The sequence below is a fragment of the Paenibacillus hexagrammi genome, assembly GCF_021513275.1.
In the GTDB taxonomy this organism is placed as follows: domain Bacteria; phylum Bacillota; class Bacilli; order Paenibacillales; family NBRC-103111; genus Paenibacillus_E; species Paenibacillus_E hexagrammi.
Genome location: NZ_CP090978.1, coordinates 1422860 through 1435395 on the forward strand (window position 1 = coordinate 1422860; position 12536 = coordinate 1435395).

Annotated in this window: 13 protein-coding genes and 1 pseudogene; all 14 read left to right on the forward strand. The window is 44.3% G+C overall.

Going from position 1 to position 12536, the window contains the following annotated elements; genetic code table 11:
• Positions 1-330 precede the first annotated feature (330 nt).
• A pseudogene (locus L0M14_RS06285) lies at positions 331-2097 on the forward strand (beta-ketoacyl synthase N-terminal-like domain-containing protein); the annotation flags it as partial.
• 5 nt (positions 2098-2102) lie between these two features.
• Positions 2103-2420 carry a hotdog family protein gene (locus L0M14_RS06290; protein WP_235121337.1) on the forward strand — a complete coding sequence of 106 codons (318 nt, stop codon included), beginning with the start codon at positions 2103-2105 and terminating at the stop codon, positions 2418-2420.
• A 160-nt stretch (positions 2421-2580) separates the two neighbouring features.
• Positions 2581-3345 carry an acyl carrier protein gene (locus L0M14_RS06295; RefSeq protein ID WP_235121338.1) on the forward strand — a complete coding sequence of 255 codons (765 nt, stop codon included), beginning with the start codon at positions 2581-2583 and terminating at the stop codon, positions 3343-3345.
• Positions 3346-3407: 62 nt separating this feature from the next.
• Positions 3408-4082: an MBL fold metallo-hydrolase gene (locus tag L0M14_RS06300; RefSeq protein WP_235121339.1), complete on the forward strand. Its 675-nt coding sequence runs from the start codon at positions 3408-3410 to the stop codon at positions 4080-4082.
• 23 nt (positions 4083-4105) lie between these two features.
• Positions 4106-5059, forward strand: a complete 954-nt coding sequence (locus tag L0M14_RS06305; RefSeq protein WP_235121340.1) for an acyltransferase domain-containing protein — start codon at positions 4106-4108, stop codon at positions 5057-5059.
• Positions 5060-5094: 35 nt separating this feature from the next.
• On the forward strand, positions 5095-5865 hold the full coding sequence (locus L0M14_RS06310) for an alpha/beta hydrolase (RefSeq protein WP_235121341.1): 771 nt from the start codon (positions 5095-5097) through the stop codon (positions 5863-5865).
• A 59-nt stretch (positions 5866-5924) separates the two neighbouring features.
• Positions 5925-6176, forward strand: a complete 252-nt coding sequence (locus L0M14_RS06315) for an acyl carrier protein (RefSeq protein WP_235121342.1) — start codon at positions 5925-5927, stop codon at positions 6174-6176.
• The gene (locus L0M14_RS06320) at positions 6151-6576 is read left to right on the forward strand and encodes a beta-ketoacyl-[acyl-carrier-protein] synthase family protein (RefSeq protein WP_235123080.1); all 426 of its coding nucleotides are present in this window, start codon (positions 6151-6153) and stop codon (positions 6574-6576) included. The genes L0M14_RS06315 and L0M14_RS06320 overlap by 26 nt, the downstream gene beginning before the upstream one ends.
• A complete protein-coding gene (locus L0M14_RS06325; protein ID WP_235121343.1) occupies positions 6509-7453 on the forward strand; it encodes a beta-ketoacyl synthase N-terminal-like domain-containing protein in 945 nt (314 codons plus the stop codon). The genes L0M14_RS06320 and L0M14_RS06325 overlap by 68 nt, the downstream gene beginning before the upstream one ends.
• Positions 7454-7469: 16 nt before the next feature.
• Positions 7470-8729, forward strand: a complete 1260-nt coding sequence (locus L0M14_RS06330) for a hydroxymethylglutaryl-CoA synthase family protein (RefSeq protein ID WP_235121344.1) — start codon at positions 7470-7472, stop codon at positions 8727-8729.
• Complete coding sequence (locus L0M14_RS06335; RefSeq protein WP_235121345.1) at positions 8729-9499, forward strand: enoyl-CoA hydratase/isomerase; 771 nt, start codon at positions 8729-8731, stop codon at positions 9497-9499. Before L0M14_RS06330 ends, L0M14_RS06335 begins: the two co-directional genes overlap by 1 nt.
• Positions 9500-9527: 28 nt before the next feature.
• Positions 9528-10277, forward strand: coding sequence for a 4'-phosphopantetheinyl transferase family protein (locus tag L0M14_RS06340; protein WP_235121346.1), 750 nt, complete (start codon positions 9528-9530; stop codon positions 10275-10277).
• Between the two features lie 74 nt (positions 10278-10351).
• Positions 10352-11611, forward strand: coding sequence for a hydroxymethylglutaryl-CoA synthase family protein (locus L0M14_RS06345; protein WP_235121347.1), 1260 nt, complete (start codon positions 10352-10354; stop codon positions 11609-11611).
• A 57-nt stretch (positions 11612-11668) separates the two neighbouring features.
• Positions 11669-12418: a polyketide synthase gene (locus tag L0M14_RS06350; RefSeq protein ID WP_235121348.1), complete on the forward strand. Its 750-nt coding sequence runs from the start codon at positions 11669-11671 to the stop codon at positions 12416-12418.
• The last annotated feature ends 118 nt before the right edge of the window (positions 12419-12536 follow it).

A 12536-nucleotide genomic window follows, 5' to 3' on the forward strand; every position in this document is an offset into this window, starting at 1 on the left:
AATGCCCAATCACTTCCTATTATCAGTATTCAATGGCCCAATTGGAAAGAAACCGGCATGGGGGAGGTCAAAGGTCGAGCCTATGAACAAACCGGCTTATTAAGCCATACGAATGCGGATGGTTTACGTCTGTTGGATCAGGTATTAGCCCGTAGAATCGGTCCGGTGATACTTCCGGCAGTAGTTAATCATGATGTATGGCAGCCTGATCAGTTGTTATCGCGAACCATGCAAACACCAATTGGATGGAAGAACGAGTCGCCACAGCGCCGCACCCATGTCGCGTCCGCACAGACTGCTGCCAATACAACCGCGAAATCGGCTGAAATGTATTTGATCGAATTATTTGCTCGGGAATTAAAAATGGATCCTGAAAAACTCGAAGTAAGTGTTCCCTTTCAGGATTATGGAGTAAATTCCGTCTTATTAGCTCAAATATTGCAACAAATTAACAAATTACTCTCAGAATCATTGGATCCTTCAATTTTTTATGAATATTCAACAATTGAGTCATTTGCACAGTGGATGTCTCATACGTATCAAGCAGTTCTAGCTAACATATGGGGGGGCAATCCAATTGCGGAACATCGGGAGTCGACTCAAGATTCGCAGAATGCCGCCCATGCCTTCAGTCATGCGGTAAAGCCTCTATATCCAGGCGGTCCGAAATCGAGCACGCCATCGGATATTGCAGTAATCGGTCTTTCCTGCCGGTTCCCCGGGGCTGAAAATCTCGAGGAATATTGGCAGCTATTATCGGAAGGGCGAAGTGCAATCGGCTCTGTACCAAAGGAAAGATGGGGACATTCAACCCACTTTTATGCCGGTTTGGTGGATCAAATAAACCATTTTGATCCGGAATTCTTTTCCATTTCCAAGGAAGATGTCAGCTCCATGGATCCGCAGGCTTTGTTAGCTTTAGAGGAGTGTTTGCATTTATGGTATCACGCGGGGTATACGCACCAGGAAGTGAAGGGAAAACCAATCGGGGTTTATTTAGGAGCCCGAAGTCAACCTCAATCGAATCCGTTACCTTGGAGTGATACCCGAAATCCGATTATGGCTGTAGGACAAAATTATTTAGCCGCCAATATTTCACAGTTTTTTGATTTGCGCGGGCCTAGCCTTGTGCTGGATACAGCCTGTTCCTCCGCCTTGGTCGCGATGAAAATGGCGGTGCAAGCTTTGCAAATGGGCGAGATTACTTCTGCAGTCGTCGGAGGGGTGAGTTTGCTGCATACAGATTCGGCGCACCGGCTGTTTCAGCAACGGAACATCTTAAGCCCCGAGCCTGTTTTTCATGTTTTCGATCAACGTTCCCAAGGAACTGTGCTAGGTGAAGGTGTAGGGATGGTTCTCTTGAAAACCGTTGATCAAGCCATTGCGGATGGAGACCGGATTTATGCAACGATCAAAGCAATTGCCGTTAATAATGACGGTCGCACGGCCGGACCTGCAACTCCCAATCTCCAAGCGCAAAAAGAAGTCATGAAACATGCTTTGGCTCAAAGCGGCAAAAAACCAGAGGAGATCAGCTATATTGAGGCCAACGGTTCGGGTTCGGAGGTTACTGATTTACTGGAACTTAAAGCCATCCAATCCGTTTATCGTTCTTCCAACTCAGCAATTTGCGGGTTAGGGTCAATGAAACCCAATATCGGGCATCCATTATGCGCCGAAGGAATTGCAAGTTTTATTAAGGTCATCCTTATGCTTCAAAACAAACAAATCGTTCCATTCTTATCAGGCGAAATGGCAATGACACATTTTGATATGAAATCAACATCTTTTCATTTTTATCGCAATCTTACCGATTGGAGCGATTTGCAGCGGACTGCGGCCATAAACTGCTTTGCCGATGGAGGTACGAATGCCCATGTCATATTGGAGGCCTGGGAAGAGCCCGAAGAATTACATGTACATTCAGCTACACGACATCCCCTTCCGCCTCCGGAATTGAAACGATATGACGTCCGGAAGGAACAGTCAAAGGTTCTTGCTGAAACAACATCGAGACAGGAAGCTATGTCCAATAACCCCCAACAACAGGCATCGAACATCGTAAGTATTTGGAAAAGGAAAATAGCGGAGGAATAATGAAAATGAATGAACAATTTCTTATCGGCACCGATAATCCAATACTTGGTAACCATAAGGTGTTTGGTCAGGCTTTACTGCCTGGCTTGGCTTATATCGATATGTTGTATCAACTTTTCCGCGAAAATGGTTTTGACTATCGAGAGCTTGAACTTCGTGATGTAACGATTTATAACCCTTTAATTGTGGAGCATGACCGTAGTGTCATGCTTCATGTTCAAGTCGCGGAAGTTCAAAAAGGACAGTGGAAGATTCGGATCGAAGGTCAGGAACAAGTGAATGGCAAGTTAGCATTGGAAAAAAAAACATTATATCAGCGCTGAAATGTATCAGAGTGCCCCTGTGGAGTATAGTGAAAAATTAGACTTACATTTGATCCGACAGTCAATCCAAGTCAAATCACTCGACGCGATATATGAAAAATGCCGATGCCACGAATTGGTGCATTCCGGATTTATCAAAGCTGAGGGAACCATCTATACCTTGAGTAATGAGGTAGTCATTGATCTCTCACTCGGACAACATGCTCTTCCCAGCGCCTCCGAGTTTATGTTTCATCCTACCTTGATGGATGGAAGCGGAGTGGGTGCAAGCGACTTGATCGCAAGCGTACTTACCGAAACGCAGCAGCTTTTTTTGCCGCTGTTTTACAAGTCGTTTCGCGCTTCCGCGTTATTACAAAAAAAATGCTTGGCCCGAATTTCACGTTCATCTATCCAATCAAAAAATGAACTGATCTATTTGACATTGGAATTCTTTGACGAATTCGGGAAAAAAGCAGGCGAACTGAGCGATCTGGCGGCTAAGCTAGTTCGAGAGCCGGCTATCATCCATCCTAGCCGCAAAAACAACGTACAACCATTGTTGGAACAGTCGGTCGCAGCTTCTCAGGAAGCAACCAGCAGCTCAGATCGCGTTCAAATCGCCCCCGCTGAGGTGGAGCGTTTCTTGCAACAATTGCTCGCAGACCAGGTGAAAAAGCCAGCCCATTTGATTCATATAAAGATCGAATATTATGAAATGGGATTGGATTCGTCCGGATTAATGAGTGTTGTCGATGCTATTGAAGCCAAACTCGAGGTCAAATTACCGCCGACCTTGTTATTTGAATACACGACCATTGCAGAATTAGCAGCATATCTGATCCAAAATTATGCACCGGAATTCAGTAGATACAACCAGAGAAAGCAAACGGACGAACAAACGGATCCGAAGCATCATGAGAAGCTATCGGAATCGCTTTATTAGGATAGGACATTCGAATCCGATCAATGAAAATTTACAGAAAGGAGGTGGGGATTAAGTTTCTTATGGATACCCATTCGGTGTACCCGTTAAAATTACGAAACCGAAATTCTATAAATTATACATACGTGATCGTCGATCATACAACCAGACAGTTAGCCATCATCGACCCGGCGTGGGAATTGGCTAAAATCGAATCCACCATGCACATGTTGAATGGGCATCTTACAACGATTTTATTGACCCATTCTCACAACGACCATGTGAATCTAGTTCATCGATTATTAGAAAAGTACAACCCGCAAGTATATCTGTCTCATAAAGAAATACATTACTATAATTTCGCTTGTGAAAACTTACATCCATTCGAAGATAACGATGTAATCATGCTTGGCGATACGTCAGTATCATGTATGCTGACCCCAGGACACACATATGGAAGTTCTTGTTTTCTCATATCGAATGACTTGTTTACCGGAGACACGGTATTTATCGAAGGTTGTGGGCTTTGCGACACGGTTGGGGGAGATCCGGATAAGATGTTTCATAGCATCCAAAGGATAAAGTCAACCATTAAGCCGGAGGTTCAAATATTCCCTGGTCATTCCTATGGGAAAGATCCTGGATATACCTTGGAGTATCTGTTAAGGCACAATATTTACTTTCAATTCATAAACAAAGAACATTTTATTAATTTTAGAATGAGAAAAGGTCAAAAAAATCTGTTTAATTTTTGTTGAATCGTTCGAATTAGGGGGGAGAAATGAAGAAACCTATCGTTTTTATGTTTTCTGGACAAGGATCTCAATATTATCAAATGGGAAAGGACTTATTTCATAACCATCCTGTATTTCGAAACTGGATGTTACACATGGATGATATAGTGCAGCGATTGATCGGCCGATCTGTTCTACATGAAATCTATAATGAACAACGGCGAAAAGAGGAAAAATTTGATCGCACCTTATTCACTCATCCGGCTATCTTTATGGTGGAATATGCGTTGTCCCAAGTTCTAATAGAAAGCGGAATAAGGCCGGATTACGTATTAGGCACTAGCTTAGGCGAGTTTACGGCTATTGCTGTTTCCGAATGCATGAGCGTTGAGGATGTAATGGAGTGCGTCATCAAACAAGCTGAAGTTATCGAGTCTCATTGCCAGAAAAGCGGGATGCTAGCTATTTTGGATAGCGTTGACGTATATCATGAAGACCAGCTGATGTTTAAGCACATAGAGTTGGCATCGGTTAATTATCACTCCCACTTTGTAGTATCAGGGGAGAATGAACGATTAGCAGAAGTGGTTCAGTGGTTAGCGGAGAAAAATATACTATACCAATTGCTGCCGGTTTCATATGGATTCCATTCTTCATGCATGGATCCTGCTGAAGAGCAGTATAGAAGTTTTTTAAGATCAATGTCATTCAATAAACCTGTTATACCCGTAATTTCTAGTCTGTTTGGAGCGCAGCTATTGGAAGTACCGAATTCGTATTTATGGGAAATCGTGAGAAGTCCGATTCAATTCCAAGAAGCTCTTCTAGGATTAGAAAAGAGGTCAGGTTGTATTTATTTGGATGTAGGGCCAGCGGGAACCTTGGCAAATTTCACAAAATATAATCTTGCTAAGGATTCCGTATCTTCATTTTATCCAATCGTTACGCCATTCGGCCAGGATATGAAACATGTAATGAAAATCGAAAGCTTGCTGCGATAGTAAATTTTAAAACGATGAATGGGAGTGAATAGACGATGCACGAAACGAAAGACGTTTATTTTAATAATGGGGATATCAAACTAAGTGGGAAATTTTATCTGAATACGGATGATAACGATCAGAAAAGTATTGTTATCTTATCTGTCGGATTTGGCGCAACCAAAGAAATGCTTGCCAAAAAAGCAATTGATATATGCGAAGGCGGGAATCATGTATTTACTTATGACTATCAAGGTCATGGCGGCAGCGAAGGTGTTGCCGGTCATGAAATGATCAGTGATATTTTCGCAGCGATCGATTATGCGAGAAGTTATCTTTCACATGATTTGCCGATCATACTGGGCGGTCAATGCATGGGAGCCCTCTTTTCCCTTCAAGCAGCTGCACAAAACAAAAATGTGACAGCTGTTTTTGGTATGTCCATTTTGCTGGAATCGGCTATAACTGTAGAAAAATGGGAATTCATTGTTGAAGTTTTGAATTCGAAACGAGAAAATCATCACTGTATTTTTGATCAAGACAGTTTGCTCAAAGATTTCCGCAAAAACGATATCAAGGATGTGCTGAATCAACTGGAAGGCTTACCGCTGCTTTTAGTTCATTTTGAAAATGATGATATTATGCCTGTAGATTTAATACTCAAAACCTTTTTACAGAGCCCTTGTGAAAAAAACATTCTCATCCTCGATAGAGGAAGACACGTTGATTCGTATATTTGCAATCATTTTAATGAGATGCTTGTCTCATGGATTAATGAGAAAAAAGAAAGATGGTTTACGACCGCGGATCAAGTACAGGCAGTTTAGGGCTAGAAAATGAGACACGCCGATGAGATCGGAATAACCATATTAGGGAGGCTAATTAGATGACTAAAGACGAAGTGTTTACAGTTGTAAAGGGTTGTATTATGGAAATTCTGCCAGATTTGAGTGAAGGCGATATCAGAATTGAACTTTCCCTTAAAGATTTAGGGGCTAATTCCATAGATCGTGCAGATATAGCGGTAAGCGCAATGGAAGCAATAGGGCTAAAAATGTCCATGGTTGAATTCGGGCAAGTAAAAAATATTCAGGAATTGGTGAATTTGCTTTATGGAAAGAAAGCCGCACTTGTCTGATCAAGCGTCTGGCATGGTAAATAACGTTGTTATTACCGGAACTGGCATCATAAGCCCTATTGGATACAATTCCGTGGAATTCACTGAATCCTTGAAGTCGGGCAAAAGCGGTATCGATTGTTGGCAGAGCCCGGCTGGGTCTGCTGCACCTGTGAGAATAGGAGCACAAATCCGTGACTTTTCGTTTGACAAGCTGATCAAGCAAAGCCCTTTAGAACTTGCGAATAAAGCGAGACTGTGTGCGAGACGTTCTCCTTTTTCCGTACAATGCTCTGTACTGGCTGTGCTGGAGGCATGGGAACAAGCTGAACTCCATACGCATCCAATAGCGGATGAGCGTAAAGGGGATCGTTGTTTCCGGGAGCAATCTTTCCCAGAATTATGCATACTCACTTTTTAAAAAGTTTGATGAAGCTCCCGAATATCTCACACCCAGCTACGCTCTGCATTTCATGGATACAGACCACGTTGGAACAATCAGTGATATATGTAACATTAAGGGTGAAGGCTTCAATGTCGGCGGTGCGTCTGCGAGCGGGAATGTTGCCATTATCAAGGCTATGCAGATGATCCAGCTGGGACTTGCCGATCTATGTCTTGTTTCGGGAACTCTTGCAGACTTATCTCCATTGGAATTAATGAGTTTCAGCAATCTGGGCGCGATGGGCGGCAAAAGCTTTGGAAGCGAGCCTGGTCAAGCTTGCCGGCCCTTTGACAAGAAGCACGAAGGATTCATCTATGGGCAGGCAGCAGCCTGCCTTATTCTTGAATCTCGCCAGTCTGCTGAAAAGCGCGGTGTTAAGCCTCTTGCAGAGCTCCTTTCCGGAGCTCTGGTATTGGACGGTAACAGGTTATCCGATCCCAATGAAGACGGCGAAGTACGCGCTATGGAGCAAGCATTGCGACAAGCGGGTCTTTCACCTGGAGATATCGATTATATCAATGCTCATGGCACATCGACGCCTACAGGCGATATGACCGAAATTAGAGCAATTAAAAGACTGTTTAAAGAACGCATCGGAGAAATATGGATGAATTCAACGAAAAGCCTTACGGGCCACTGTCTATATTCTGCCGGCATCGTAGAGGCTTTAGCTGCAATCGTACAAATGAAGGAAGGTTTTGTTCATCCTAATCTGAATCTGGAAGAACCTATTGATCAGGAGTGCAGATTCAGCAGGGGCAATACGGTTAAAGCAAATCTAAAGACAGCATTGAGTAACTCATTCGGGTTTGGAGGTATAAATACAAGTATAGTCCTCAGAGGTATAAATTAAGGAGGTTACGATCGATTTGATTTCAGTTGGAATCGAAGCTATGAACGTTTTTGGCGGGACAGCTTATTTGAATGTTATGGAATTGGCGAAGTACCGCAATCTGGACACGGCCAGATTTGAGAATTTATTAATGAAAGAAAAGACAGTAGCATTGCCTTGCGAGGATCCGGTTACCAATGCTGTTAACGCGGCCAAGCCCATTGTAGATTCACTTTCGCAGGCGGAGAAAGACCGGATCGAATTGGTGATTACATGTACCGAATCCGGAATCGATTTTGGAAAATCAATGAGCACGTACATCCATCACTATCTGGGATTGAACCGGAACTGCCGCTTATTTGAAATCAAGCAAGCCTGTTTTTCAGGAACTGCCGGGTTTCAAATGGCGGTTAATTTTATTTTGTCCAGAACCTCTCCAGGAGCCAAAGCCCTCGTAATTGCAACGGATATTTCAAGGTTTTTGGCAGCAGATGGAGGAGAAGCCCTGACGGAGGATTGGTCTTTTGCCGAGCCCAGTTCAGGTGCAGGAGCTGTGGCGCTTCTTGTAAGCGAGACTCCTTACGTTTTCCAAGTTGATGTGGGGGCTAACGGTTACTATGGCTATGAGGTCATGGATACCTGCCGCCCTGTTCCTGACAGTGAGGCTGGGGATGCGGATTTATCCTTATTATCTTACCTGGACTGTTGTGAAAATGCGTTTCTTGAATATCAGAAAAGGGTGACGGGTGCGGACTACAGGGAAGCATTCCAATATCTTGTGTTTCACACTCCATTTGGCGGAATGGTCAAAGGGGCGCACCGGGCTATGATGAGGAAGATGGCTCAAGCCAAGCCTGCTGAAATCGAAACGGATTTCCAGCAACGGGTCGTACCGGGATTGCTCTATTGTCAGCGTGTCGGAAATATCATGGGAGGCGCGGTGTTTCTGTCTCTGGCGAGCGCAATCGATAACGGCAGGTTCGAAACTTCAAAACGAATTGGCTGTTTTTCCTACGGTTCGGGCTGTTGCTCCGAGTTCTACAGCGGAATCGTTACACCACAAGGGCAGGAGCGCCAGCGGCGTTTCGAGATTGGTAACCGATTAAACGAACGCTACCCATTATCGATCGCTGAATACGAGACGCTCTTGGCGGGCAGCGGAGCAGTGAAATTCGGGACCCGTAATATGCAAACGGACTTTGAACTGATTCCGGAAGCGATCGCTTCAAGCCGGGGCAAGGGGCGTTTGTTCCTGGAGAGAATTAACGAGTTTCACCGGGAATACAGGTGGATGTGATGGACTATCAAACTTTGCGGGTCCGCTTTCAGGGTTCGGTTTGTTTTTTGCAGATCCATCGTCCCGAGGCCAACAATACCATCAACGATTGTTTGATTGAAGAATGCCGCCAGGTGCTGGAGATGTGCGAAGAATCTATTAATGTTGTAGTGCTGGAAGGTCTGCCGGAAGTTTTCTGCTTCGGGGCAGACTTTCAAGAATTTCATGGTGCCATGACAAGGGGACAGCACAGTGGACAAAACCCGGAGCCCCTATATGACTTATGGTTGAAACTGGCAACCGGACCGTATATATCCGTTTCCCATGTAAGAGGAAAGGTAAATGCGGGTGGCGTGGGGTTTGTTGCTGCCAGTGATATTGTCATTGCGGATCAGACTGCCCAGTTCAGCTTGTCAGAGTTGCTATTCGGACTTTTACCTTCTTGCGTCCTGCCGTTTCTGATTCGAAAAATTGGGTTTCAAAAAGCCAATTATTTAACATTGATGACGCAGCCTATATCCGCCCAGCAGGCCAGTGCCTGGGGGCTGGTAGATGCGTGCGATGCTCAGAGCGATATTTTGCTCCGCAAACATGTAATGCGATTAAAGCATTTGCCCAAAGCGGGCATTTCACGATATAAAAAATACTTGAATCACTTGAACGGGTCGCTTTTACAATCCAAATCAGCGGCAATCGCAAGTAATGTAGAAGTGTTTTCGGATCCACGGAATTTAGAATTGATCTTTCGATATGTGGAAAAAGGGCTGTTTCCATGGGAGGATGCAAATTAAATCAGCATGATGGAGGTATCGGTGAATTTTGGCTCCAGAAGGTCAATGTTTGGTTGGTGAGATCTTGTTGACTAGGCAAGAGAATACATATAAGGGTTCTCTATGCTGCTGCTATTTTCAGAGTATGGCGGAATTTGAAAGAATAATCCCCTATTTGCATGCCGAAGAGCGGGATTATTTGGATACCTTAACATTCGAAAAACGCAGGAGAAGTTTTCTCTTAGGCCGCTTTGCCGCCAAACAGGCGGCTGCAGCTCTAACCGATGAAGAAAAACTAGAGAATATCCATATTCAGTCAGGTATATTTGACCAACCTATCCTGACCTCAGCCAAACCGAATATTCAGGTCAGTATTACCCATTGTAACGATTATGGTGCGGCTATTGCTTTTCCGGAGGCTCATCCGATGGGCATTGATGTTGAAAAGATCGATGATCAAAAGCGAAGTGCTTTTGAAAGCCAGATTACCATGGCAGAAAAAGAAAATATCAACGATTTGCCTATCTCGTTGGATACTGCGCTTACATTGTTATGGTCAGCTAAAGAAGCTTTGTCCAAAGTTCTTAAAACAGGTTTAACGACTTCATTTAAGATTTTTGAAGTTTCAAAAATAGAAGTGCATGATGATCATTTCATATGCTTTTATAAAAATTTCAAGCAATATAAAGCGATTGCTTTTACAGTTGGAAGCTATATATGTGCAATAACCTGCCCGCTCAAAACAGATATGTGTCTGGATATGAGCTCCTTCAAGGGAATATTTGCTGCAAATGAATAATTAGCGATTAGGCGGGGGCAGCTCCGCCTGAAAGATACATAGATGCAAGTACCGATATCGGAAGGGAGATGACTATGATATCTGTCGGAATTGAAGCGATGAATGTATTTGGTGGAATAGCATTCCTGGATGTTATGCAGTTAGCCAAGCATCGAAACATGGATACCTCAAGATTTGAAAATTTACTTATCAAAGAAAAGACGGTGGCCATGCCTTATGAAGATCCGATCACCTATGGCGTTAATGCGGCCAAACCGCTGATTGATTTGCTCTCCGACACCGATAAAGACCGGATCGAATTGTTGATAACCTGTACCGAGTCCGGTGTGGACTTTGGAAAATCGATAAGCACCTACATTCATCATTATCTGGGATTAAACAGGAATTGCCGTTTATTCGAAATGAAGAACGCTTGCTATTCGGGAACCGCAGGGCTTCAGATGGCGGTCAACTTTATATTGTCACAGACTTCCCCAGGGGCGAAAGCTTTAGTTGTTGTGACAGATATTTCACGGTTTACTCTGGCGGAGAGCGGAGATGTCCTGAACATGGATTGGGCCTTTGCGGAGCCTACTTCAGGTGCGGGGGCGGCTGCAATTCTGGTGAGCGATACCCCATATGTGTTTCAAGTAGATGTAGGAGCAAACGGATATTACGGCTACGAGGTAATGGATACTTGCCGGCCGACACCAGATGGCGAAGTTGGGGATGCGGATTTGGGATTCATGTCCTATTTAGACTGCTGTGAGCGTTCGTTCCTGGAGTATCAGAATAGGGTAAACGATGTGAATTATCGAGATACCTTTGAATATCTTTCCTTTCATACCCCCTTTGGCGGGATGGTGAAAAGTGCTCACCGAGCCATGATGAGAAAGATGGCTCAAGCCAGCCCGCGAGAGATAGAACCCGATTTTCAGAAGCGCGTGGCGCCCGGATTGATCTATTGCCAGCGTGTTGGCAATATGATGGGAGGATCCATGTTCATGTCTCTAGCAAGCACAATAGATCATGGATCCTACGATTTGCCAAAGCGAATCGGCTGTTTTTCATACGGGTCAGGCTGCTGCTCAGAGTTCTACAGCGGCATTGCTTCAGCCCGCGGGCAGCAGCTTCAATCGCGTTTTCGCATAGAGGAGCAATTAAACGGGCGCTATTCATTAAATATCCAAGAATATGAGGCTCTATTGGCCGAGAGCAGTGCCGTAAAATTCGGCACGCGGAATACCAAATTGGAGTTTGACCGGATACCGGCAGTTATGGATTCATGCAAGGGGAAAGGACTTTTGTTCCTACAGGAAATCAAAGAGTTTCATCGCCAATACAGCTGGATCTAGTAAATAAGGCCGTAAATTCATACATAGCAAGGATATTGTGGGAGTAAGGAGATGCCAATGTCACAATCGGTTGTTGATGTGTGTGAAGTGGAGCCGGGTATTGTTCAAATCACGATGCAGGACCGGGTTCATAAAAATACGTTTTCGGAGGAATTAGTCTGCGGCTTGATTCAAGCCTATGAAACGATTCATGCAAACCCGAACTATAAGGTTGCGGTTGTGACCGGGTATGACAGCTATTTTTCTTCAGGCGGAACGAGGGAAGGGTTGTTATCCATATACGAAGGACGGGAAAAGTTTACCGACGTCAATATTTACAGCCTTCCCCTAAATTGCAGGATACCTGTGATTGCTGCCATGCAGGGGCATGGCATTGGCGGCGGATTTGTATTGGGTTTATATTCGGATTTCGTAATTCTCAGCAGGGAAAGTATGTATACCGCCAACTTTATGAAATACGGATTTACGCCTGGCATGGGCGCGACGTATATGCTGCCCAAGAAACTGGGATTTAGTTTGGCCGAGGAAATGCTGCTAAGCGCCGGTGGTTATCGGGGAGCAGAGCTTGAAAAACGAGGAGTTCCATTCCGGGTGCTCCCGAGGGATGAGGTTCTGGGACAGGCACTGGAATTGGCTAGACAAGTGGCTGAAAAGCCGAGAATATCATTAATTACCTTAAAGGATCACTTGGTAAAAACGATTCGGGAGGAACTCCCCTTCGTTATCGAACAGGAAATTGCCATGCATGAAACAACCTTCCATCAAGATGAGGTTAAACATCGAATCATGGAATTATTCGGCAAATAATGGAGAGAGGGTTTATTGATGAATCCTAGAGATATTTTGCATGCGCTGCGGGGACGTGAAATAAGTCTTGAAGATGCAAAAAAAGAATTGGCAAAAACCATACATACGGAAACAAATA

Bases quoted from the DNA above. Each gene is read 5' to 3' on its own strand.
- L0M14_RS06290 (WP_235121337.1), top strand. From the start codon at position 2,103: ATGAATGAACAATTTCTTATCGGCACCGATAATCCAATACTTGGTAAC.
- L0M14_RS06300 (WP_235121339.1), top strand. From the start codon at position 3,408: ATGGATACCCATTCGGTGTACCCGTTAAAATTACGAAACCGAAATTCT.
- L0M14_RS06305 (WP_235121340.1), top strand. From the start codon at position 4,106: ATGAAGAAACCTATCGTTTTTATGTTTTCTGGACAAGGATCTCAATAT.
- L0M14_RS06310 (WP_235121341.1), top strand. From the start codon at position 5,095: ATGCACGAAACGAAAGACGTTTATTTTAATAATGGGGATATCAAACTA.
- L0M14_RS06315 (WP_235121342.1), top strand. From the start codon at position 5,925: ATGACTAAAGACGAAGTGTTTACAGTTGTAAAGGGTTGTATTATGGAA.
- L0M14_RS06320 (WP_235123080.1), top strand. From the start codon at position 6,151: ATGGAAAGAAAGCCGCACTTGTCTGATCAAGCGTCTGGCATGGTAAAT.
- L0M14_RS06325 (WP_235121343.1), top strand. From the start codon at position 6,509: ATGAGCGTAAAGGGGATCGTTGTTTCCGGGAGCAATCTTTCCCAGAAT.
- L0M14_RS06335 (WP_235121345.1), top strand. From the start codon at position 8,729: ATGGACTATCAAACTTTGCGGGTCCGCTTTCAGGGTTCGGTTTGTTTT.
- L0M14_RS06345 (WP_235121347.1), top strand. From the start codon at position 10,352: ATGATATCTGTCGGAATTGAAGCGATGAATGTATTTGGTGGAATAGCA.
- L0M14_RS06350 (WP_235121348.1), top strand. From the start codon at position 11,669: ATGTCACAATCGGTTGTTGATGTGTGTGAAGTGGAGCCGGGTATTGTT.